Origin of the sequence: Rhizobium sp. BK602, from assembly GCF_014195095.1 — a bacterium.
GTDB lineage: Bacteria > Pseudomonadota > Alphaproteobacteria > Rhizobiales > Rhizobiaceae > Rhizobium.
Genome location: NZ_JACIBC010000005.1, coordinates 250,257 through 271,897, shown reverse-complemented (window position 1 = coordinate 271,897; position 21,641 = coordinate 250,257). Strand labels below are relative to the sequence as shown.

The 21,641-nt window shown below is 62.0% G+C and carries 20 protein-coding genes and 1 pseudogene; 9 read left to right on the top strand and 12 right to left on the bottom strand.

Annotated elements, in window-relative coordinates; all coding sequences use genetic code 11:
• The first annotated feature begins 50 nt into the window (after nt 1–50).
• Nucleotides 51–878 carry a response regulator transcription factor gene (locus tag FHX11_RS17925; protein WP_184359008.1) on the top strand — a complete coding sequence of 276 codons (828 nt, stop codon included), beginning with the start codon at nt 51–53 and terminating at the stop codon, nt 876–878.
• 66 nt (nt 879–944) lie between these two features.
• Here FHX11_RS17925 and FHX11_RS17920 read toward each other — a convergent pair whose 3' ends face one another.
• The gene (locus FHX11_RS17920) at nt 945–1,616 is read right to left on the bottom strand and encodes a HemK/PrmC family methyltransferase (RefSeq protein ID WP_246781059.1); all 672 of its coding nucleotides are present in this window, start codon (nt 1,614–1,616) and stop codon (nt 945–947) included.
• A 361-nt stretch (nt 1,617–1,977) separates the two neighbouring features.
• On the opposite strand from FHX11_RS17920, the gene asnB reads away from it, so the two are divergent.
• The 5 genes from asnB to FHX11_RS17895 all read left to right on the top strand — a co-directional run bounded on the left by asnB (nt 1,978) and on the right by FHX11_RS17895 (nt 7,925).
• Entirely contained in the window at nt 1,978–3,939 is a 1,962-nt protein-coding gene (asnB, locus tag FHX11_RS17915) for an asparagine synthase (glutamine-hydrolyzing) (protein WP_184359006.1), read from the top strand.
• Between the two features lie 10 nt (nt 3,940–3,949).
• Nucleotides 3,950–4,228: an acyl carrier protein gene (locus tag FHX11_RS17910; protein ID WP_184359427.1), complete on the top strand. Its 279-nt coding sequence runs from the start codon at nt 3,950–3,952 to the stop codon at nt 4,226–4,228.
• 22 nt (nt 4,229–4,250) lie between these two features.
• Nucleotides 4,251–5,801 (top strand): AMP-binding protein, encoded by a 1,551-nt coding sequence (locus FHX11_RS17905; RefSeq protein WP_184359005.1) that lies wholly within the window; start codon nt 4,251–4,253, stop codon nt 5,799–5,801.
• The gene (gene nadE, locus FHX11_RS17900) at nt 5,798–6,796 is read left to right on the top strand and encodes an NAD(+) synthase (RefSeq protein ID WP_184359004.1); all 999 of its coding nucleotides are present in this window, start codon (nt 5,798–5,800) and stop codon (nt 6,794–6,796) included. Before FHX11_RS17905 ends, nadE begins: the two co-directional genes overlap by 4 nt.
• Nucleotides 6,797–6,857: 61 nt before the next feature.
• Complete coding sequence (locus FHX11_RS17895; protein WP_348649714.1) at nt 6,858–7,925, top strand: thioesterase domain-containing protein; 1,068 nt, start codon at nt 6,858–6,860, stop codon at nt 7,923–7,925.
• Nucleotides 7,926–7,997: 72 nt separating this feature from the next.
• Here the strand turns inward: FHX11_RS17895 and FHX11_RS17890 are convergent, their stop codons facing one another.
• Complete coding sequence (locus FHX11_RS17890) at nt 7,998–9,140, bottom strand: glycosyltransferase (protein ID WP_246781058.1); 1,143 nt, start codon at nt 9,138–9,140, stop codon at nt 7,998–8,000.
• Nucleotides 9,141–9,454: 314 nt separating this feature from the next.
• Between FHX11_RS17890 and FHX11_RS17885 the strand changes: the two genes are divergently transcribed.
• Nucleotides 9,455–10,072, top strand: coding sequence for a TerC family protein (locus tag FHX11_RS17885; protein ID WP_184359423.1), 618 nt, complete (start codon nt 9,455–9,457; stop codon nt 10,070–10,072).
• Nucleotides 10,073–10,109: 37 nt separating this feature from the next.
• On the opposite strand, the gene FHX11_RS17880 is transcribed toward FHX11_RS17885, so the two are convergent.
• From FHX11_RS17880 to FHX11_RS17840, 9 genes and pseudogenes are all read right to left on the bottom strand, one after another.
• A complete protein-coding gene (locus FHX11_RS17880; RefSeq protein ID WP_184359421.1) occupies nt 10,110–10,760 on the bottom strand; it encodes a glutathione S-transferase family protein in 651 nt (216 codons plus the stop codon).
• A 134-nt stretch (nt 10,761–10,894) separates the two neighbouring features.
• Complete coding sequence (locus FHX11_RS17875; RefSeq protein ID WP_184359002.1) at nt 10,895–11,515, bottom strand: TetR/AcrR family transcriptional regulator; 621 nt, start codon at nt 11,513–11,515, stop codon at nt 10,895–10,897.
• A gap of 61 nt (nt 11,516–11,576) precedes the next feature.
• Nucleotides 11,577–12,581: a ketopantoate reductase family protein gene (locus FHX11_RS17870; RefSeq protein ID WP_184359001.1), complete on the bottom strand. Its 1,005-nt coding sequence runs from the start codon at nt 12,579–12,581 to the stop codon at nt 11,577–11,579.
• A gap of 108 nt (nt 12,582–12,689) precedes the next feature.
• Complete coding sequence (locus tag FHX11_RS17865; RefSeq protein ID WP_184359000.1) at nt 12,690–13,772, bottom strand: LLM class flavin-dependent oxidoreductase; 1,083 nt, start codon at nt 13,770–13,772, stop codon at nt 12,690–12,692.
• Nucleotides 13,769–15,496: an ABC transporter ATP-binding protein gene (locus tag FHX11_RS17860; protein ID WP_184358999.1), complete on the bottom strand. Its 1,728-nt coding sequence runs from the start codon at nt 15,494–15,496 to the stop codon at nt 13,769–13,771. The genes FHX11_RS17865 and FHX11_RS17860 overlap by 4 nt, the downstream gene beginning before the upstream one ends.
• Nucleotides 15,475–16,323: an ABC transporter permease gene (locus FHX11_RS17855; protein WP_184358998.1), complete on the bottom strand. Its 849-nt coding sequence runs from the start codon at nt 16,321–16,323 to the stop codon at nt 15,475–15,477. Before FHX11_RS17855 ends, FHX11_RS17860 begins: the two co-directional genes overlap by 22 nt.
• On the bottom strand, nt 16,320–17,330 hold the full coding sequence (locus FHX11_RS17850; RefSeq protein ID WP_184358997.1) for an ABC transporter permease: 1,011 nt from the start codon (nt 17,328–17,330) through the stop codon (nt 16,320–16,322). The genes FHX11_RS17855 and FHX11_RS17850 overlap by 4 nt, the downstream gene beginning before the upstream one ends.
• A 38-nt stretch (nt 17,331–17,368) precedes the next feature.
• Nucleotides 17,369–19,021, bottom strand: a complete 1,653-nt coding sequence (locus tag FHX11_RS17845) for an ABC transporter substrate-binding protein (RefSeq protein WP_184358996.1) — start codon at nt 19,019–19,021, stop codon at nt 17,369–17,371.
• A 70-nt stretch (nt 19,022–19,091) separates the two neighbouring features.
• Nucleotides 19,092–19,307: pseudogene (locus FHX11_RS17840) on the bottom strand (hypothetical protein); the annotation flags it as partial.
• 418 nt (nt 19,308–19,725) lie between these two features.
• Between FHX11_RS17840 and FHX11_RS17830 the strand changes: the two are divergent.
• Complete coding sequence (locus tag FHX11_RS17830) at nt 19,726–20,199, top strand: VOC family protein (RefSeq protein WP_184358994.1); 474 nt, start codon at nt 19,726–19,728, stop codon at nt 20,197–20,199.
• A 57-nt stretch (nt 20,200–20,256) separates the two neighbouring features.
• Here the strand turns inward: FHX11_RS17830 and FHX11_RS17825 are convergent, their stop codons facing one another.
• Nucleotides 20,257–20,634 (bottom strand): hypothetical protein, encoded by a 378-nt coding sequence (locus tag FHX11_RS17825; RefSeq protein ID WP_184358993.1) that lies wholly within the window; start codon nt 20,632–20,634, stop codon nt 20,257–20,259.
• Between the two features lie 248 nt (nt 20,635–20,882).
• Here FHX11_RS17825 and FHX11_RS17820 point away from each other — a divergent pair, with 248 nt between their 5' ends.
• A complete protein-coding gene (locus tag FHX11_RS17820; protein WP_184358992.1) occupies nt 20,883–21,611 on the top strand; it encodes a 4'-phosphopantetheinyl transferase superfamily protein in 729 nt (242 codons plus the stop codon).
• Nucleotides 21,612–21,641: the final 30 nt, after the last annotated feature.

The window sequence follows — 21,641 nt, the reverse complement described above, 5'->3', positions numbered from 1 at the left end:
TCGAAAATTGGGATTGTTCGTCTTTCTTGTCGGGAAAGGGGGGTATATCTATGCTCAGCCCGGCCTATATATTTGATTCCAGCCGCTTATTCCGGGAGGGTGCGCGGCTAATTCTCAGACTGTCATCCTTCGATGTCGTCGGAATGGGGGAAACCCTGGAGGATCTCCATGAGCTGCCAAGGATGGAGCCTCTTGCGGTATGCGTGATCGGAACGGTTGTCGATGTGGCGGTCCTGGATTTTGTGACAGCCGTGCTGGCAATCAATCCAAATGCGCGCGTCGTGGTGCTTGCCGATGTCTATAACCATGACGAGGCGGCCGCTATTCTTGATCGCGGTGCGAAAGGCTATCTTCACAAAGGGCTTTCGTCGGAGAGTTTTGTGAAAGCTTTGCAATTGATCTCCGAGGAATGTTCGGTGATCTCCGGCTGGTCCGTTTCGCACGGGAGCAGTCGGGAGGATTCGCGGACGGCCGCGTTGTCTGATGACAAGCCGGGTTCGCGAAGTCTGACGTTCGATGCTGCGGCTTCCTTTGCCGAGAAACAACTTGCGCCCGGTGACGTGGTCGTCTGCCCGGATGCCGGCTCGGGTGTTTTCGACGTTCATGAGCATGACACGCGGATGGCTGCGGCAGCCGTTCAGGTGACGAAGGTCGCCAACGGCGTTCGCAATCTCTCCCCTCGGGAAAAATCGATCCTGAAACTGGTCATGGGCGGAGAATCGAACAAGCAGATCGCGCGCAGGCTGGAAATCACCGAAAGTACCGTCAAGGTCCACATCAAGACCATATTGCGCAAGATCGACGCCAGAAACCGCACTCAGGCGGCGATATGGGCAATGGCGGATCCGGATTTTCTGGAGTTCCGTCAGCACAGCTAAACGGCAAGCCCTGCTCGGGTGGTCGGTTCATGCATCCTGCAATCTCTTCTCATGCATCGGATGACTCTACTGACCACCCGCCAGCTTGACGGCAATCGCTACGCGCGGAATGCCCGATGGATCGAGAATGAACTGAACGGGCGCATAGGCGCGTGTCCGTGCGAGCAGCACCGCGGCCTGTCGCTCCTGTCCTTCGCCAAATTCGAAAGCCAGGCAGCCGCCAGGCTTCAGGAATAGCAAAGCATCCCGGATGAGGCGCTGCTGGATCGAAATTCCGTATGGGCCGCCATCGAAAGCCTCGCGCGGTTCGTTTTCCAGGAGATGCGCGCGATCCGCCTCCAGACGGCTGGTCGAAATATAGGGCGGGTTGCAGACGACAAGATCGACCCGACCTTCCAGCCCGATCCCGCTGATGTTCTCGAACATGTCGCCCTGGACGACGCTCATCCTGTCCTGCAGGCCAAAGCGTATGACATTGCGCCAGGCGACCTCGACCGTCGCCGATGTCAGATCGCAGGACCAGACCTGCGCGTCGGCTATCTTCATCGCAATGGCAATTCCCAGATTGCCGCAGCCGCAGCACATGTCGACGACGGTCGGCGTGACGACGCCCTGACTGAGGCGATCGACGCAGACCGCCCCCAGGAGTTCCGTCTCCTGGCGCGGCACGAGAACGTCCGGTCCCAGCTCGAACTCGAGATTCATGAAGGTCGCGGTGGCTTCTTTTCCTGTCGGCATGATGGGAAAATCCTCGGTCTGTCCAGTGAAGTGAGGTTTGACGTTCGCCGTCCGCGTATGGTTCGCTCTCGCATCGTCTGTCACGGTTTTTATCCTTCTTGTCCTGTGCGCTGGACGAGCCCTTCGCCCCATCCGAATGTCGGTTGAGCGGATGTTCCCACCGCAGGCCGGGTGCGTAAAGGCGATGGGGCCGGGGCATGCGGGTTACCTACCTTCGGCCGAGCACGCTTATGTCTACTCCCGCCAGTCGGGGTAGTCCGATTGCGCCATTGCTTCCCCCCGCTCACACCGACACTCTTATGGCCGACGGGAGCGTTGCATGGGGCGTTTTTCAATGCCTCAGTTCCAGCGGGGAAACTGTATGTGCGGCATTCTGGGATATTTCGGACATGGCATGGCGGCGGATGATGCCGTGGGCCTGCTGAGGCGAATGGCCGGGTCGCTAGAGCACCGTGGCCCCGATGACGCTGGCGTATTCACCGGTGCCGGCATTGGATTCGGGCATCGTCGCCTTTCCATCGTCGGTCTGGCCGATGGTCAGCAGCCGATGTCGAATGCCGACGGCTCCATTTCGATCAGTTTCAACGGTGAGATTTTCAACCATGTGGAACTGCGCCGCTCCCTGGAAGCCAGGGGATACGTCTTCCGCACCGCCTCTGATACCGAAGTCATCATTCATCTCTATCGGGATTTGGGTGCCGATTGCGTCCATCTGCTGAACGGCGATTTCGCCTTCGCGATCTGGGACGCCAACAAGCAGCAGATGTTGATCGCACGCGACCGCATGGGCGTGCGTCCGGTTTTCTATACCGAACATGCGCGGATGTTGTTCTTCGCCTCCGAGGTCAAGGCGCTCCTGAAGGTGCCGGGGATCGATGCGGAAATCGATCCGTTCGCATTGGATCAGGTGTTCACCATGTGGGCACCGGTGCCGCCGCGCACCATGTTCAAGGGTATCTCGGAATTGCCCGCCGGCCATCTCATGATCGTCGATAGCAAGGGTGTGGCGATCCGCCAATATTGGGATGTCGCCTTCCCGGATGCCGGGGAGAGGGTGGATCGGCGCGAGGAAGCGGATGTCGCCGAGGAGTTGCTTAGCCTGCTCGGCGACGCCACGGCAATTCGCATGCGGGCCGATGTTCCGGTGGGCGCCTATCTCTCCGGCGGGCTTGATTCATCGATCACCTGCGCCCTGGCCAAGCCGCATGCGACCGCGGGCCTGAGGACCTTTTCCGTCACCTTCGACAGCGCCGAATACGATGAGAGCCCTTTTCAGAACGAGATGGTCCGGGCGCTCGGTACGCGCCATTCGGCTGTCGCCTGCGGGCCGGAGGAGATATCCGGCATCTTTCCCGCCGTCATCGCCCAGACGGAAAAGCCGATCATCCGAACGGCACCCGCGCCGCTCTATCTGCTGTCGCGTCATGTGCGCGAGGAGGGCATGAAGGTCGTGCTGACCGGCGAGGGGGCCGATGAGGTGTTCGCGGGCTATGATATTTTCAAGGAGACCCGCGTTCGCAGCTTCTGCGCCAGGCAGCCGGCCTCGTCCCGCCGGCCGCTGCTGTTCCGGCGACTTTACCCCTATCTGCCCGGTCTGAACCAGCAGACGCCGGAAGCGCTCGCCGCCTTCTTCGGCGCTGGCAGTGCCGACGTCGACGATCCGCTGGTCTCGCATCATCCGCGCTATCGCAGCACGGCGGCGGCGAAGATCTTCTTTTCCGCGGGCCTCAAGGCGATGCTCGCCGGCTATGATGCGACGGAGGAGGTGCGCTCTCGCCTACCCAAGGATTTTGCGCGTTGGCATTGGCTGCACCGGGCGCAGTACCTGGAAACGAAGTTCCTGCTTCCTGATTATATTCTGTCCAGCCAGGGCGATCGCATGTCGATGGCCCATGGCGTCGAAGGGCGGTTTCCATTTCTGGACCATCGCCTGGTGGAGTTTGCATCGCGGATTCCGCCGGGAATGAAACTCAAGGGCTTCGTCGAGAAGCATATCCTGCGCAGGGCGACCGCCGCTCTTCTGCCGCCATCGATCGGAAACCGGACCAAGCAGCCCTACCGCGCACCCGACAGCCGTTCCTTCTTCGCCCGGCAGGAGCCGGCCTATGTCGACCGCCTGTTTTCACAGCGGGCGCTGCAGGAGACGGGCCTGTTCAATCCGGCCGCCGCCGAAAAGCTGCTCGCAAAATGCAGGCGGCAAACCGATGGCTTTCGGGACAATGCGGCCTTCGTCGGCATCCTGTCGACGCAGCTATGGAACGAAACATTCGCAACGCGATCGGCCGGGCAAAGGGGTGATCGCGGAATGGCAGCCGTGATCTGAAGGGAGAAACATTATGATTCCGCTGAAAGAGCAAATCAGAGCCTTCGTCATCGAGAGCTTTCTGTTTGGAGACACGACGAGGCCGATCCCCGACGATGCGTCGCTGATCGAGAACGATATCGTCGATTCCACCGGCATTCTCGAGCTGGTCGCCTTCGTCGAAGACAATTTCGGCATCACTGTCGGCGACGCGGAAATCCTGCCAGCCAACTTCGATTCGATCTCCAAGGTCGCGGCTTTCATCGTGAGCAAGCGATCGGCAACCGATCCGATCGTCGCGGTCGCCTGAGAAACATGGATTGGAGGGGACAATGCGCGTCGAAAATTTCCTGCGATGCAGTGCCAGACGGTGGGGAGACAAGGTAGCGCTTGTGGCGGGCGATATCCGGCTGAGCTTCGGCGATCTCGACGCGCTTTCGGATCATCTGGCGGCGGATCTGCAGAACAAGGGCCTGCAGCCCGGTGACCGCACGATGATCTTCATGGACAATTGCTGGGAAGCGGTCGTCTCGATCTTTGCGGTTCTGAAGGCCGGCGGCGTCTTCAGTCCGGTCAACCCCTCGACCAAGGCGGACAAGCTCGCCTTCGTACTGCGCAATTGCCGCGCCCGCGCGGTGATCACGCAGGCGCGGCTCGCCGGTGTCCTCGATCAGGCTCTGGCGGAAAAGACCAATGTGGAAGTGGCGATCATATCAGGCGATTCCGCATCGCTTCCGCCCGGCGCTTCGCGCTTTTGCGACAGTATTGCCGGATTGGCGCAACCGGTTGCCAGCGGGATCGATATGGATCTTGCCATGCTGATCTACACATCGGGCTCGACCGGACGGCCGAAGGGCGTGATGATGACGCATCGGAATATCGAAGCGGCGGCGACATCGATCACCACCTATCTGAAGAATACCCCCGACGATGTGATCCTGAACGTGCTGCCGATCGCCTTCGACTACGGGCTTTACCAGATCCTGATGGCGATGAAGGTCGGCGCGACGCTCGTTCTGGAGAAATCCTTCGCCTTTCCGCAGGCCATTTTCGATGTCATGCGCCGCGAGAAGGTCACGGGATTCCCGCTGGTTCCAACCATGGCCGCGCTGATCTTGAACCTGCGCGACATGCATCCCGGCTCCTTGCCCGCACTTCGTTACATCACCAACACCGCCGCCGCGCTGCCGACCGAGCATATCGAACGTCTGCGCAAGCTGTTTCCGGGTGTGACGCTGTTTTCGATGTACGGCCTGACCGAATGCAAGCGCTGCACCTGGCTGCCGCCGTCGCAACTCGACGTTCGCCCCGGTTCGGTCGGCATCGCCATCCCGAATACGCAGGCCTATGTGGTGGACGATCAGGGCCGAAAGGTCGCGCACGGCATCATCGGCGAGCTCGTCATTCGCGGCCCGCACGTCATGCAGGGCTATTGGGAGAATGAAGAGGCGACGGCGAAAGTGCTGCGGCCCGGACCGAACCCGTGGGAGCGCGTCCTCTACACGGGCGACCTGTTTCGCACCGATGTCGATGGCTTCCTTTATTTCGTCGGCCGCAAGGACGACATCATCAAGACACGCGGCGAGAAGGTCGCGCCGAAAGAGGTCGAGGCTGCCATTCACGCCTGCCCGGGCGTGGCCGAAGTCGTCGTCTTCGGCAGGCAGGACCCAATTCTGGGAGAGGCAATTCATGCCGTGGTCGTTGCCTGCGATCCGGCTTTGGACGAGCAGGCGGTCATTCGTCACTGCCAGAAGAACCTTGAGGATTTCATGGTGCCGCGTTCCGTTTCTTTCCGTGCGGCACTGCCGAAGACCGATACCGGGAAGGTAAGCCGCAGGCTTGCCGCCGAGGAATTCGAGCATTCAACGGAGGCTGCAGAATGAAACCAACGTCTCTCTCCGTCCGCCGCACGCTGTCCGCGAATTCCTTGCGCATAAATGCCGCTGCCGAGGTCAATCGTATCGTGGAGGCCATGCGCGATCAGGTGCATAACAAAATGCGCCGCCGCGGTTTGGTCGTCGGCCTGTCCGGAGGCGTGGATTCCAGCGTCTGTGCGGCGCTTGCAGCCCATGCGCTCGGCGCGCGCAATGTCTTTGCCATCTTCATGCCGGAAAACGATTCCGATCCGGAAAGCCTGGCGCTTGGCCAGAAGGTTGCCGAGACCTTCTCGCTTGACGGAACGATCGAGGATATCGGCCCCGCTCTTGCGGCGATGGGCTGTTACGAGCGGCGCGACGGCTTCATCCGGCAAATCGAACCCGCCTATGGTCCCGGATGGTCGTGCAAGGTGGCGATTTCCAGTCCGCTGGCCGGCGAGGGATATGCCATCTCGACCTTGGTGCTTCAGGCACCGGATGGATCGCAGACGCGGCACCGCATGCCGGCATCCGTCTATCTCGGCATTGTTGCGGCGACCAACATGAAGCAGCGAACCCGCAAGCAGATGGAATATTATCATGCGGATCGCCTGAACTACGCGGTTTTGGGAACGCCGAACCGGCTCGAATATGATCAGGGTTTCTTCGTGAAGAATGGCGATGGGGCCGCCGACCTGAAGCCGATCGCGCATCTCTACAAGTCGCAGGTCTACCAGATCGCCGAATATCTCGGCGTGCCCGACGAGGTCCGCCGCAGGCCGCCGACGACCGATACATGGTCGCTCGCCCAGACCCAGGAAGAATTCTATTTCGCATTGCCCTACGACCGCATGGATCTCTGCCTCCATGCCTTGAACGAGGGGCTGGGAGTGGAAGAAACCGCGAGGGCGACGCAGTTGACGACCGATCAGGTAGAGCGGGTGTGGCAGGATATCCATTCCAAGCGAAAGGCCACGCGGCCGCTGCATCTGGCGCCGCTCTTGGTGCAGCCGGTGTTCTGAAGCGCGCCGCGATCTCTCGGATTCGCTACCCGCGCTTTAGGTTCTAGATTTTGCGCATGTCGTGGTCGCAAAACCGCTCCACACTGTTGCGCGACGTGCTTTAGAGCGGGTGACGGGGGGAAACATGAATGACGAAGACAGGGTAAAAGACGACATCAGGGGCCGTCGTCTTGAAAAATTGAGATTCTGGCGCAGAGCCTGCGCGCAGGAAAGTGAAACGCTCAAACTCTACAATGCCGAGATGGCGGGCAACCCGCTGATCTTCCTGCATGGTGATTTCGAGATGGGCGGATTTTATGTTCGCCGCCTGGCCGCCGAGTGCCGCTATCCCATTGCGGCGCTTGCACCGCACGGACTTGACGATCCGGGCTTGCACCCGAGCATCGAATGGATGGCAAGGGAGCGCGTTAAGGACATTCTCGCCTACCGCCCCGCTGGGCCCTACAGGCTCGGCGGTTATTGCAACGGCGCGCTGGTCGCCTATGAATGCGCCAGGCTGCTCAAGCAACAGGGCGGGGAGGTCGAGTTCGTCTTGATGATCGAGCCGCCGGCGCTGAACACATGGCCCTTCTACAGGCGCCTGCATGAAGCGATCGGCGTGACTCTTGCCACGGTGGAAAGGCGCTCGCCCGCGGTGCAGAAGGTCTTCGGCCACCTGATGAATGCGTTCTGGAATATCGGCCGAACTCTCCACCTGCCGCGGGACGAGATCGTGCGGCTCATACGCACGCTTGCAAGGCAATATTTGAAGCGCGCCGCCAGGACCGCGGAGACGGCGCCGACCGAGGAGCGCCGTATCCGGGAAACGAGCGCGGCGTTGCGCAGTGTCTATCTGGCTGCCAGCGCGGCCTATCTGCCACCGCCGACGACAACGCCGATCGTCGTTCTTTCGACCGGGCTCGATCACAGCGGGCGGCGATGCGGGCTTTATGACGGAATGCAGTGGCAGCGCCTGGCCAGCAGCTTTCGCCATGTCCAGCTGCCGGGCCATCATTTGACATGTCTGTCTGATCATGCCGGCGCGCTGGCGGCAAATCTCGCCGAGCTTCTGCGCGATCCGGTGCGCGTATCGGCGCAAATGCCTGCCTTCAGGGATCGGCTGAATCTTACGGTCGTGCATCGAGCGTAAGGGAATGGCGTTGCGAGCCGTGACCGTGTCACCGTCTGATTGTCGATGGCGGTGACGCGGTTTGTTTCGCTCTTACTCTCTGGCCAGGATGCGGCAGACGCTGTCGGTGAATTCCGCCGCCGATCCTGCGATCGTGAGCAAGCCGTGCGGGGGGATGCCTTCCGCGCCGACAGGCGTTGTAATCGTTGGAATGCCGGCCGCGATCGTCTCGATTACTTTGATCTTGACGCCCGAACCGAGCCTCAGCGGAACGACGGCGACCTCGGCCTGGGCAAACAGTTCCATCGGCGATTCGACGAATCCCGTCACCTGGATCGATGGCCCTGACAGCGCCAATACCTCTTCCGATGGATGCGCGCCGATGATCCAGAGATGGGCTTGCGGATGGCGCTTGCGAATGGCCGGCAGGATGTCGCTCGCCATCCAGACGACGGCGTCGATGTTTTCCTGGCGTGACATGTTTCCGAAGAAAATCATGCGTCCGGGCACGATCGTCGCCGCGGTGCGCATTTGAGGGTTGAGCGCTACGGTCGTCATCGGCGGCACGCATTTCACCGGCGTCGACGGATGCGCATGGCGGATGAGTGCCGCGTCCTCCTCCGAAAGAGTTTCGATCCCGGCGACGCTCGCCCACATGCCGCGCTCCCATGCCCGGGTCTTTGCCTTTTCGATCCGGTAGAAGAGTTTCTTCAGCCGGCCGGCATTGTCGGCCTGCCGTGCGTAAAGCTTCGAGACGACGTCATGCTGCCGAACGGTGAAGCGCGCCAGCTGCCGGCGCGACAGCACGGCCGCGCCTTGAGAGAAATCGCTATAGAAATCCGTGTAGGCGGGATCGGACAGGCGCCGCGCGATTTCCCGTCTTGCTGCGAACCGGCGCACCGACACGAACATCGGCAGATGCGGCATCAGCAGGCCGGCCGCGATCCGCATGCCTTTCGTGATCGGTATCGCGATCTTGTCAGCGACATTGGCGGGCCAGGGAGGGGAGGCACGACCGGCGTCAAGTTCTTCCAGCTCATTGATGAAATACAGGACATCGATCCTGGCGAAGGATCTGGAAAATTCCTCGATCTTCGCAAAGGCAATTTTCTGTCCCGAGGAGCTCGAATTGGGATGGGGTGCGAAGCCGCAAATATAGAGGAGCCGGCGCTCTGTCTTCGGTGCAGCCTCATCTCGTGACCGGCCTGCGGAAGAATAGGTTTGGTATTCGCGCAAGGGTATGCTCAGTATTTTGTGAATACGAGCGGAAACGCTGGGTGAGTTCGAAATATTGCTCATCGCTATCCTTCAAATCCACATATTGCGTTTTCTGATATCGAGAACAGTCGGAAGAGAACTTAATGCATCGTCAGTCAGAGGATCAAGCCGGGGAGTGGCGACGGCGGAATATTATTTTAGAGGAGTTGGTTTTCTACTGGATGTATCCCTCGCGTTCGCCTGCGACGTTTCCAGGGCCGCTGACGATCCATTCGTCGGGATCGTGGCCCCTTGCGTCCTCTGCCTCGAACCGTCTATTGAAATTCGCCATGATGGAGATATTTACGGCGGCCGGCCTGACGGCACTATTGCAGGTCATTGCGATCGACCTCGTTCTCGCGGGCGACAATGCCGTGGTCATCGGTCTGGCGGCCGCTGGTCTGGAAGCCTCGCAGCGGCGAAAGGCCATTGTCGTCGGCATCCTGGCCGCGACGGTTCTGCGTATCCTTTTTGCCAGTGTCGCCGTTTACCTGCTCGCGGTCATAGGCCTGCTTCTTGCCGGTGGCCTGCTCCTGCTTTGGGTCTGCTGGAAGATGTGGCGCGAGCTTCGATCCGGCAATGAAGAAGCCGAGGCCGCCGACGCCGCAGAGGCTTCCAAGAAGACTTTCCTTCAGGCCGCGACCCAGATCGTCGTCGCCGATGTTTCCATGTCCCTCGACAACGTTCTGGCAGTGGCGGGAGCCGCACGCGAGCATCCGGGCGTGCTGGTCCTCGGACTTGGGCTCTCGATCGCGCTCATGGGCATTGCGGCAAATCTGGTCGCTCGGCTCCTCAATCGGCATCGCTGGATTGCCTATATCGGCCTCGCGATCATCCTCTATGTCTCGCTTGACATGATCTATCGCGGCGCCATCGAGGTCATGCCTTATCTTGCCGGAGGAGCAGGCTGAGAGAGGAAGCTTGCGGCGTATCGGGCAGCAAGCTTCGTCAGCCGGTCGAGGCGGCGGTGAAGACCGCCAGTTGAGCGGCGAATGCGCGCTGGTAGGCGGGCCTTTCTTCGCCGCGGGCGACATAGGCGAAGAGGTTCGGGTATTCCTCCAATATGCCCGATCCTTGCAGCCTGAGCAGCACGGATACCATGAGAAGGTCACCGGCGCTGAACGCGCCGTCAAGCCAGTCGTCCGTGCCAAGACGGACGGAAAGTTCGCTCAGCCGGGTGCGAATACGGTCGTCGACCATGGACAGGCGCTGTTCGTACCAGCTCTCGTTACCCTCCGCGAATCTCGCGATTGCGCGATCGACGATCGGCGGCTCCATCGTGGCGAGCGCGGCGAACATCCAGGTGATTGCGCGCGCCCGGGCCTTCGCGTCATCGGGCAAGAGGCCTGCGTGATGCTCTGCGATATGGAATACGATGGCCCCTGACTCGAATAGCGCGAGATCGCCTTCTTCATAGGTCGGGATCTGTCCGAAAGGCTGAAGTGCCAGATGCGCGGGTTCCTTCATCGCCTTGAACGACAGCAGTCGGACGTTGTAAGCCTGCCCCACTTCCTCGAGCGCCCAGCGGACGCGCATGTCACGCGCAAGACCCTTGCCGCGATCAGGTGACCGTTCGAAGGCGGTAATTGTAATCGTCATCGTCATCGTCGTTCTCCATAGCCCGTCTGTCTTGAAGACGTTCGGCTAAACGCGATTCCGACACGCTATGTTCGGGATAATTCTCATGCCGAGCGCGGATGCCGCTCAAGGCATTGCGTTGCCGTTGGAGAATGTCAGGCTTCTCCACCGATCTTGCCACTGGCTGTGGGAACCGTATCGATGGTCAACCACCCACCGGCTCGCTGCAACGACCAATCGAGAACGTCGAGGGCGGCGTTGCGGGCTGCCAGAACATGAGCGGGATCACGATGGACGGCGACTGTCGCCAGCGCCCCCTCGTAAAGCAGGGCCAAATGGGCGACGGGGGCCGGCGCGGAGATGCCGGCGCGCGCCAGCACGGTGGCGAAGATCTCACGCACCGACCGCTTGTGCTCGCGTGCGATCGTCACCACGCGCTCGGAGCTGCCATGCTCAGCCACGGCCAGCGCGAAGGCGCAGCCCCTGAACTCCGGACTGTCGGCCTTCTCGTGCAGCTGCTCGAAGATTGTCCGCAGCTGGCCGCGCGCGTCGGGAATGCTCGACAGAACCTCCTGCAGCGAGCGCAGCACACGCTCGTGCCGTTCGCTCAGATAGGCAGCCACCAGATGTTCCTTGGAGGGGAAGTGGCGGTAGAGCGTCGCCTTGGCGACACCCGCCTTCTCGATGATGCGTTCCACGCCGACCGCGCGGATACCTTCCTTGTAGAACAGAGCGCCGGCCACAGTCAGTATTTCGTCGCGAATGGAAACTCTCATAGAACTTTCCGGATAATCCGGTTCTCCTTGGGATCATGGCTGCGAGGTCCCGGCCGGGACATCAGGGGTGGGCATGACGCTCTTCGACGATGGCGCGTACCTCGTCCAGCGAGATCGAGCCGGGCCGTCCCCGCACGAAGGCGAGGCGGGCGGCGGCCTGCTGGACGGCGAGGTTATAGGGCGTGGCGAGGCCGTGACGCCGGCCGAGCTGCACGATTTCACCATTGAGGTAATCCACCTCGCTTGGAACGCCGCGGACGAAACTCTGCCATGTTGACTGCTGCCCGGCTTCGATGCCGCTGTCGGGCGCTCGGCCCCAGCCGGCAAGGCTGACCTGGCGCTCCGACTGCTCGGCGATCTCGTAGCCTGCAGCGGTCAGAACTCGAATCGCCTCCTGCGATAGGGCGTCGCCGAATGTCCGGATCGCCTCGGGGGTGCCATCGAAGACTTCCAGGACGTTCCCGACATTGTAGACGAGCTTGGCGGCCTTCCAGCGCAGCACGTCGTCGCGAACTTCGACCAGATAATTCGCTCTGGCCAGATCGGCGCCGATTGCCTCGGCGATCTTGTCCGTACCCGTCGGATAGATGCCGAGAACGAGCGCCCCGACCTGCGGGGAGCCGCCGCAGACGACGGTGCCCGTTTCGGTAAACCGGGCGGGCGTCAAGATGCTGGCGCCGTAGACATGCGCGAAACGCCGGCTTGCCAGCGCCTCGGCCGCAAGCCCGTTCTGGAGCGTGACGAGCGGCAGGCGATGGCCCGCCGTTTCGCGCCTGCCGGCGACGGGGCGATGCGCCCAGAAGGCCGTCGCGGCCTCCACGTCCTGCGCCTTGACGGCAAGGACGAGAATATCATCGTCGGTCAGGCCCGGCGGCTCCTGTGCATCGAAGACGTTGAGGCGGATCTGCCGCGTGCCGGACGGCCTGCGATAGGTCAGGCCGTGTGCCTGGATGTGGCGGACCTGCTCCCCGCGCCCGACAAGCGCATAGGCAATGCCCGCACTCTCGAACTCCGCCGCGAGACTGGCGCCGACAGCGCCCGCGCCGATGATGACATACCGGCTCATGATGCCGTCCTCTCTATCCGGTTTGCGGATGCGTCTGGATGGTGAGGGCTGACGAATTTGACCGGCATGCTGATACCTATCGAGGTCATGTTGATGTGCGGAATGGGCTTACGCGGCAGGCGCCCAACCGAGGTTCGGGGCCACCGTCTCGGCAAGGTCTGTCAACAGCCGCACGTTCTCGGCGAGACCGAAGGCGGGTGGCAGGAAGAGCACGATCTCGTCCGCCGCAGCAAGGCCCGGATCGTTGAGCACCGCCCCGATCACCTGATCGGGGGTGCCCTGGAAGACCGGGGAGATCTGAGCGCCGACGGGCTGATTGGCCGGCGCGAGAGCCCCCTTGGGACGGGACGCCGCGATGCCCAGCGTGCGGCGTTCCAAATCGTAGGCGGCGTATTTCTCCCGTAGCTCGGCGGTGGTGCCGACTAGGATCGATGCGGCGACGGTGACCGGCGGCGGTTCTGTGCCCCATGTCTCGCGCCAGGTGGTGCGGAAAGCCTTGATGCTGCGGGCCTGGTACTCCCCGAAACTCTCGCCCTCGGCATGGTCGTGCTGCACGGTGCCGGAAATGAGACCGATGCCGAGCTCGGCTGCCTGCACCGCCGAGCCAAGGCTCGCCGAACCTTGCCGGATGCGGGAGCACAGGGTCGGGCTATGCGGCGTCACGCGCAGCTCTGCGCCTTCCGGGGCGCCTTGGCCCGATCCGGTGACGGTGTGCAGGACCTCGCCTGAGATTGCGGCGAGGAAGCGCGCCTGGCGGCGCTTGGCCTCTGTGCGGGCATCGGTGTCGACCGCGCCGAACACGGCGTCGAAGGCCGCATTGGCGCCGGTCGAGATGGCCAGCTCCAGCCGGCCGCCGATCAGCAGGTCGGTCGTACCGGCGGCCTCCGCAAGCAGGATCGGATCCTGATAGCGCATCGGGATAACAGCCGAGCCCAGCGTGATATGCCGTGTGTGCTGTCCGGCGGCAGCAAAGAAGGGAAGCGGTGACGACAGGTAATGGTCGAAATGCCGCTGATAGGCCCAGCCCGACTGGTAACCCAGCCGCTCCGCCGCCTTGAACAGCTCGATCCCGTCGCGCAGCCCCTGCGCCGGCCCGGCATCGTCGTTGAAGGAGACGCGGGTGTTGAAGCCGAGCCGCTGTTTGGGGCGAAACGGCGTGGACAAGGCGCCGGCAGGCACGGTGATGGTCATGCGATCTTTTCCTCGTTGACGAACCGCCGGGATTGCGGCTGGGGAACGTGGCCGCCGCCGCCGAGGCCGGACGGGATCGAATCCAGCAACGACACGGTATAGGGTTGCCGGGGGTTGTCGAAGATGTCGCCGACCGTCCCGTATTCGACGATGCGGCCACGTTGCATCACCGAAACCGTATGGGCGAGCTGACGCACCAGAGCGAGGTCGTGCGAGACGAACACATAGGTCAGGCCAAGATTGGCCTGCAGCGACAGCAGTACCTCGATGATGTCGGCCTGGACGCTGACGTCAAGCGCGGAGGTGGGCTCGTCGAGCACGATCACATCAGGTTTGAGGACCAGCGACCGGGCGATGGCCACGCGCTGGCGCTGGCCGCCCGATAGCGCCGTCGGCTTGCGCGAGAGCAGGTGTTTGCCGAGCCCGACATTGGCCAGCGCCTCGCGGACGCTGTCGGCCCGCTCCTTGGGCGTTCCGATCTTGAACCGGTCGAGCGGCTCGCGCACCAGCTGTTCGACCTTCCAGGCCGGGTCGAGCGAGGTGAACGGGTTCTGGTAGACGAGCTGAAGGTGGCGCCACACGGAGCGCAGCGACTGGTGCGAGCGGCCGGTGAGCTTTTCGCCCGCCACCGAGATGGTTCCCGTGTCGGCTTCATCGAGCCCGAGCAGCAGCCGGATCGTCGTCGTCTTGCCCGAGCCGGACTCGCCGACCAGCGCATGCGTGGTGCCGGCCGGGACGGAGAAGGACACGTCATTGACGGCCGTCAAGACCTTGCCGTCGACCGCGAAGGTCTTGGTGACGCCGCTGACCTCGATCTTCGGCGCCTTGGCGGCATCGTTTCTCAGGAAACGGAAGCCGGGGTCGCGCAGCCTGGCATAACGGTCGGGATTGAGGGCTGGGACATCGGCGTGCAGCTTCTTCGCGTAGGCTGACGCCGGCGAGGAGAAGACCGCCGCGGTGCGGCCGGCCTCCTGGACACCGCCGTCCTTGAGTACCACCAGCGAATCCGCCCGCTCGGCGGCGATCGCCAGGTCGTGGGTGATGAGGAGCAGGCTGATGTCCAGCTCGTGCTGCAACTTGGAAAGCAAGTCGAGGATGCGCTTCTGGATCGTGACGTCGAGCGCGGAGGTCGGCTCGTCCGCCACCAGCAGCAGCGGCCGCGGCAGGACTGCAAGGCCGATCAGCACGCGCTGCAGCATGCCGCCTGACAATTGGTGCGGATAGGAATCGTAGACGCGCTGGGGATTGTCGAGCCCGACCTGGGCGAAGGTCTCCAGAATGAGCGCCTTGCGGACGGCCTTGTCCGGCTCGTCGAGGAGCGCTGCCGCCTCCATCGCCTGGGCGCCGATCGTCCGTACCGGGTTCAGCGAGTTGCCGGGGTCCTGCGGGACGAAGCCGATGGCACGGCCCCTGAGCGGCCGGAAACGACGCTCGGAGAGCCCAAGCACCTCCTGGCCGTCGAACTCGACGCGGCCGGTGGCACGCGCGCCACCGGGGAGCAGCCGCAGCACCGTGCGCGCAATGGTCGATTTGCCCGAGCCCGACTCGCCGATGAGGGCGAGGCTCTTGCCACGGCCGAGTTCGAACCCGACGCTGGTCACGACCCGGTGCGGCCCGTAGGAGACCGAGAGGTCGTTGACCCGAAGCAGGGGAGCCAATCTGCGTGGTGCCGCGGTGATCTCGGTGCGGGTGAGGGTGGCGGTCAGTCTGTCTTGCGGAGCCATCGGCTGATCCTGTTTACAGAGAGGACGGTCGCGATCGTGACGAAGGCGGGGGCGTAAACCAGCCACGGCCATTTGAGGTAATCCTTGCCGATCGAGATCAGCAGGCCCCAGTCGGAAGCCGGCGGCGGGTCGCCATATCCGAGGAAGGCGAGGCTGGCGATCACCAGGATCGAGTCGCCGAACTGCAGCACCGCCAGCGGTAGGACCGAGCGCGACGCGTTCGGCAGGACGTGGCGCCACAGAATGTGCCAGCGCGACCCACCCAGCAGAAAGGACGATTCGACGAAGGTCGCCTGCCGGGTTTTGATAACCTCGGAGCGCATCACTCGGGCGAACAGAGCCACCGCCGATACACCCGTCGCGATGGCGGCGTTGGTGGTGTCGAAGCCGATCGCGGTGACGACGATGACGGCCAGCAGGAATTTGGGGATGGCAAGCAGCACGTCGACCAGGCGGGCGAACAGGATGTCGACCCAGCCGCCGAAGAAGCCGGACAGAAGACCGATGAAGCCACCGGCGACAACGCCGATGACCACGGCGATCAGCGCACTCGCCACCGACGAGGCTGTGCCGTAGACGACGCGGGCATAGAGGTCGCGACCCAGATGATCGGTGCCGAACCAGTGCGCCGCGCTGGGGCCGAGCAGCTTCTGGGCGGGAACGCCGTTGACCGGGCTGTAGCTCGTGAACAGGCTGGGGGCGAGCGACCAGGCAATGGCGAGCGCGACGACGGCGAAGGAGAGGACGACGACCGGCGGCACGCGCAGCGCCGTCAGCCGGCCGATCGTGGTGTCGCGCGAGGGAGAGGAGACTGAGGCGAGGGTCATGACGTCACCGCCTTGGAGATGTTCACGGAGCCGTCGTCGGCCGTGGTTGGACGACGCTCGGGCGCGCCGAGGAGTTTGACGCGCGGGTCGAGCAGCGGGTAGGTCAGATCGGCGATCAGGTTGACGATCACGAAGACGACGGCTGCCAAGGAGACGACCGCCTGAAGCACCGGCAGGTCCTGCGTGCTCACTGACCGCTGCACCAGACTGCCAAGGCCGGTGCGTCCAAACACCGTCTCAGTGATCAGCGAGCCTCCGAGCAGTTCGCCGATCGTCAGCGCAATGACGGTGATGACCGGGAGCGAAGACGGCTTGAGCAGGTGCTTTACAAAGAGGCGCATCTGCCCAAGGCCACGGCCGCGCGCGACGGCGGCATAGTCCTGTCCGGACTCGTGGTCGAGATTGGCGATCAGCACTTCGGCGATTTGGGCGGAGATAGGGATGCCAAGCGCGATCGCCGCAAACAGGGTCGCCCAGAAACTGTCGGGCTCGATCACGCGAAAGATGCCAAGCTGGAAACCGAAGAGGTGGATCAGCACCAGGCCGATGACGAAGTTCGGCACCGACAGAAACAGGGACGGAAAGCCTCGCAGCAATCCCTGGCCGAGCCGCTTCGGCAGAAACTGCGTGCCGTAGGCGATCACTGCCGCGAGTATGAGGGCGACGGCAAGGCCCGCGGAGGCAAGGATCAATGTCGACGGGAGGACCTCGGCGATCAGGGTCGATACGGGCCGATTGGTCCGCATCGACAGGCCGAGATCGCCGGTCACGAAGCCGGAAAAGGCGGTCCACAGCTGGACCGGGATCGGCTTGTCCAGCCCCTGCGCGGCGATGATCTCCTTGATCTCGTCCTGCGTGAACCCATTCTGGGGGTTGTTCAGCACGTTGGTGATCGGGTCGCCGGGCAGGATGCTGACGACGACGAAGGTGAAGACATAGGCCAGCAGGATCACGACGATCGCCTGCACAAGGCGTTTTGCAGCATAGTTCAGATAGGCTTTGCTCATGCCGGTCACCGTCTCGCGTTGCTCGGTCGCATTGCGGATTACTCGCTCTTCGTCGCCGTGTAGTAGCTGGCATAGGCGACGCCGTTGTAGACGACGCCCGTCAGCTTGGGAGATTGGGCATAGATCCGCTGGACGATCTGCGTGCGCGGAATGAAGTAGCCCTGGTCGAGAACGTATTTCTGCAATTCGTCCAGCAGCGGTTTGCGGCTTTCGATGGAACCGGCACCGGCGATCTTGTCGCGAAGTTCGTTGAGCGTCGTGTCGCGTTCGTCGAGGGCGAACCAGTTCTCGCCGTTGTTAGCGTTCGTCAGGATGCTGGCGACGGTGCCGGCGTCGATGAAGCTGCGCGTCACCTCGTAGGCCGGCACGGCCGGACCGCCATACTTCACCTTCTGACCGTATGTCACGACGTCATAGGCCCGGATATCGACCTTCCAGCCGATCTTGCCGAGCTGCTGGGCGATCAATTCGTCGATCGCTTTCGAGGTTGCGAGATAGGGATTGGAATTCAGGATCAGCGACAGTTGCTTGCCGTTCTTCGCGCGGATGCCGTCGGCGCCCTTGGCCCATCCCGCCTCGTCGAGAAGCTTCTCGGCCTTGTCGGGGTTGTAGGCGAGCAGGGCGCTTTGATCGGTCGCTCCCGGCACGTTGCTCTGGATGAAGGATGTCGCGAGCTTCCAGTCGGGCGTATAGACGGTATCGATGATTTCCTGTCGGTTGATGCCGGCCTGGAGGGCCTGGCGCACCTTCACATCGTCATATGGCGCGAGCTTGGTGTTGATCGCCCAGCCGTTGACGAAACCGAGATAGCGTGGTGTCGCCACGGTGAAACCGTCTGCCTTGAGAGATTCCAGCTCCTGCGGAGAGGCGTTGTAGGCAACATCGGCCTGTCCAGATTGAACGGCCGAGACCCGCAGCGACGGCTCGGACACCAGCTTGTAGGTAATGGTGTCGAGATAGGCCGGACCGGTATGACCGACCGCCTGGGGACCCCAGTTGTAGTCCTTGCGCTTGGTGAGCTTGACGAAGTCGCCCTCTTTCCAGGAATCGACTACATAGGGGCCGCTGCCGGAGGTCTTGCTGAGATCGGCCTGCTGCGCTGCCGGCTGCGCGAGGGTCTTGGGTGAGATCAGGATCGAGCCGTGGTAGCCGAGGGTCGGGATGAAGCCGAGTGTCGGCTTCTTGAAGAAGACCTTCACCGTGGTCGCGTCAACCGCCTCGGCATGGTCGTAGGTTTTCGGGAAAAGACCGATCGGGTTGATGCCCTCGCTCTTGCGGCCGGCATACCAGATATCGAGATTGGCGACGACGGCCGCAGCATCGAGCGGCGTGCCGTCGGAGAAGGTCACGCCCTTCTTGAGGTGGAGGGTGAACTCGGTGGCGGTGTCGTTCTGCTCCCAGCTCTCGGCGATCCAGGGGCTGACCTTGCCGTCGGCATCGACATAGAGGAGCTTGTCGGTCACATGGCCCCAGATATGGCCCTGAAAGCTGGAAATCGCGCTGTTGTTGGGTATCCAGGTATCACCGAGCGAGTCGATGAGGAAGGTGATCTCGCCACCATCGCGCGGGCTGTCGGCACCCTGTACCGGCGTCAGACCCGTTATCGCCACCAGGGCCGTGGTTGCCACCGCCGAGGTGGTGATCAGCAGACGGCGCCGGGAAAGGGAAAGCAGGGACAAGCGTTCGGTCATGAAGAAATCCTGATGTTCGGGTTGTGTCTTGTATTTGCGGCGGCGCAGGTCGCTGCCGTTGTGTGTGTTTTCATCTGGCGCGGTCGGGCGTTGCGCGCATCGGCGGCAGCACGTCACGTCCGTCATCGATGGCGTCATTGAGCTTGTCGTCGCCACGGACCGAGATGAGATCGGCGCCAAGGTCAGCATGATCGAGAATGGAATCCGCGATGGTCTGCGGAGAGCCGACCAGTGCCGCCGACGCACCGCGCGCATAGATCGAGGCGTTCGCATAGCTGGCGCTGATGAATTCTACGGTCATGATGCGGTCCCGCGCTGTTTGACAAGGAGATCATGACAAAAGCCTAGACGGCTTCGAGCGGCAGGAGAAAGACCAGTTGTTCTTTTTCTATTAAATCTATAGATTATTATATCTGATTTTCGCATCCGGACGGATCAGCTTTTCCGGGCATGCTGGCGATCGAAACGGCCGTCACCATTGTCTGTGGCCTGCCGGCCGGGCTGAATCGTTCCCCCGTGCCTTCTTCATTTCTGTCGGTCTTCCCTGGTTTCCGCGTGGTGATCATGCGCGCTGACCGAATATCCGCTGCAATGATGCGGCCCGGAAGCTGACCCGAGAGGGCTGGAGAAACCCGAGAGGGCTGGAGAAAGATGATCGTCGCCTTACTTCAGGAAGAGGAAAAGCAGAGCGGGAGGACATGCATATGGCAAAGAACACGATCTGTCTCTGGTACGACAAGGACGCCGAGGCCGCTGCCCGGTTCTACGCGGAAACCTTTCCCGACAGCGCTGTGGGCGCCATCATTCGCGCGCCGGGGGACTATCCGGAAGGCAAGCAGGGAGACGTGCTGGTGATCGAGTTCACCGTTGCGGGTGTTTCCTGCATCGGCTTGAATGGCGGCCCCATCTTCAAGCACAATGAAGCTTTCTCATTTCAGATCGCGACGGAGGATCAGGAGGAGACTGACCGCTACTGGAACGCCATCGTCGGCAATGGCGGCAAGGAAAGTGACTGCGGCTGGTGCAAGGACAAATGGGGTCTCTCCTGGCAGATCACCCCGCGGGTGCTGACCGAAGCGCTTGCCGCGGGTGGCGATCAGGCAAAGCGCGCCTTCGACGCGATGATGACCATGCAGAGGATCGACGTCGCGGCGATCGAGGCGGCCCGGCGCGGCTGAGCGCCCTTCGAGATGGTGAGCCGCCGCAATTCCCGCTGCGTTAGCCGGAGCGCTTCGTCAGACCTCCATCACGTCTTCGAACGACTCGGGAAAACTGTCGCGCGCCACTTTCTCGTTGATCACCAGCATGGCTTCATAGGAGATCGGATCGAAATTCTTGTCCACGGCGACCACTTCGCGTCCGAAGAGCAGGTTCAGGCGGGCTGCGTCCAGGTTACCGCGCTCGAAGGGCTCGGCGCCGAAATAGTGCCAGAGCGCGTGCAGGAAGGCCGCATCGATCCGGTGTTCCTGGGTTCCCGGGCGCGCACGGCGGGGTAGCTGCTTGATCGGCGTCACGCCCTTGGGATTGGCGCGGCGAATGGTGAATTGAACGCCTGTCCCTGGCATGCCGGATGGAAAGCCGCGGTGTTTTATCATATCGGGAAGCTTGCCCATGATGATTGTTTCTCCCTCGCTATGCGATTACGCCGTTGCATTTCCGATGCCAGGTCACCCCGTCGGAAGGGGCTCGTGGGGTTGCCATCTGTCGCAATTTCGGTCTTCTCGTCAATCCCGGGATCAATATCGAGGGCGCGATATCGAGCGATACCTTATGGCTTTCATTCCCGTTTCAAACTAATCACTGTTCATCCGTCCGGATCAAAGGGACGTGTGTGCCATGTCTGGTGTTCAGGAAGTGCTCAATGGACAGATTTCTTTCCAATGCCAAGCCGGTTTCGTGGTTTGACAATGGTGCACTCTCCGTCTTTCAGGCCGATTTCGATGTCGATCATTATTCCGACGCATTGATCCCCCGTCTGAACGCCGGCTATGGTGCATTGATCCAAAATGCAGTGGTGAAGCGGAAATCCGAGTTCATTGCCGGGCGCTATTGCGCCCATCAGTCACTGCGAGCCTGGGGAGTGTCGGACAGTTTTATCGGCATCGGTGAGGGACGTTGCCCGGTATGGCCGACAGGGATCGTCGGGTCGATCAGTCACTGCCACGCCTATGCCATGGCGGTAACGGCGAAAGCCGACAATCTCTTCGCTCTCGGTCTCGACGTTGAAGATCCCGTCAGCGAGGAGACGAGGAACAATATTCAGAAGGTCGTGGTGAACCAGAACGAAATGTTTCTGCTCGCGCAATCTGAGCGGCCCGACATCGCCTTCACGCTGATTTTCTCAATGAAGGAGAGCTTCTTTAAAGCGGCCTATCCTCACGTTAAATTCTATTTCGATTTCCCGGCCATTTCTCTGACCCGGATCGATTGGGAAGAGGGGCGTGTTCTGTTCAAAATCAATCAGCCGCTCGGACCCGTTTTCACGGCGGGGTCCGTTTTTTCCGGACGGTTCACGGTCCTCGAAAACAAAAAGGTCGTGACGCTCTTTCAAATCGGAAATCAGGAGGCGTATCCAACGGCCGGCGCATGAGAAGCCATAGATCTTGAACAGCCTGACAGA

Bases quoted from the DNA above. Each gene is read 5' to 3' on its own strand.
- FHX11_RS17860 (WP_184358999.1), bottom strand. From the start codon at position 15,496: ATGGCTCCGCAAGACAGACTGACCGCCACCCTCACCCGCACCGAGATC.
- FHX11_RS17850 (WP_184358997.1), bottom strand. From the start codon at position 17,330: ATGAGCAAAGCCTATCTGAACTATGCTGCAAAACGCCTTGTGCAGGCG.
- FHX11_RS17820 (WP_184358992.1), top strand. From the start codon at position 20,883: ATGGACAGATTTCTTTCCAATGCCAAGCCGGTTTCGTGGTTTGACAAT.
- FHX11_RS17920 (WP_246781059.1), bottom strand. From the start codon at position 1,616: ATGCCGACAGGAAAAGAAGCCACCGCGACCTTCATGAATCTCGAGTTC.
- FHX11_RS17875 (WP_184359002.1), bottom strand. From the start codon at position 11,515: ATGAGAGTTTCCATTCGCGACGAAATACTGACTGTGGCCGGCGCTCTG.
- FHX11_RS17845 (WP_184358996.1), bottom strand. From the start codon at position 19,021: ATGACCGAACGCTTGTCCCTGCTTTCCCTTTCCCGGCGCCGTCTGCTG.
- FHX11_RS17880 (WP_184359421.1), bottom strand. From the start codon at position 10,760: ATGACGATTACAATTACCGCCTTCGAACGGTCACCTGATCGCGGCAAG.
- FHX11_RS17925 (WP_184359008.1), top strand. From the start codon at position 51: ATGCTCAGCCCGGCCTATATATTTGATTCCAGCCGCTTATTCCGGGAG.
- nadE (WP_184359004.1), top strand. From the start codon at position 5,798: ATGAAACCAACGTCTCTCTCCGTCCGCCGCACGCTGTCCGCGAATTCC.
- FHX11_RS17870 (WP_184359001.1), bottom strand. From the start codon at position 12,581: ATGAGCCGGTATGTCATCATCGGCGCGGGCGCTGTCGGCGCCAGTCTC.
- FHX11_RS17830 (WP_184358994.1), top strand. From the start codon at position 19,726: ATGGCAAAGAACACGATCTGTCTCTGGTACGACAAGGACGCCGAGGCC.
- FHX11_RS17905 (WP_184359005.1), top strand. From the start codon at position 4,251: ATGCGCGTCGAAAATTTCCTGCGATGCAGTGCCAGACGGTGGGGAGAC.
- FHX11_RS17885 (WP_184359423.1), top strand. From the start codon at position 9,455: ATGGAGATATTTACGGCGGCCGGCCTGACGGCACTATTGCAGGTCATT.
- FHX11_RS17825 (WP_184358993.1), bottom strand. From the start codon at position 20,634: ATGGGCAAGCTTCCCGATATGATAAAACACCGCGGCTTTCCATCCGGC.
- FHX11_RS17855 (WP_184358998.1), bottom strand. From the start codon at position 16,323: ATGACCCTCGCCTCAGTCTCCTCTCCCTCGCGCGACACCACGATCGGC.
- asnB (WP_184359006.1), top strand. From the start codon at position 1,978: ATGTGCGGCATTCTGGGATATTTCGGACATGGCATGGCGGCGGATGAT.
- FHX11_RS17865 (WP_184359000.1), bottom strand. From the start codon at position 13,772: ATGACCATCACCGTGCCTGCCGGCGCCTTGTCCACGCCGTTTCGCCCC.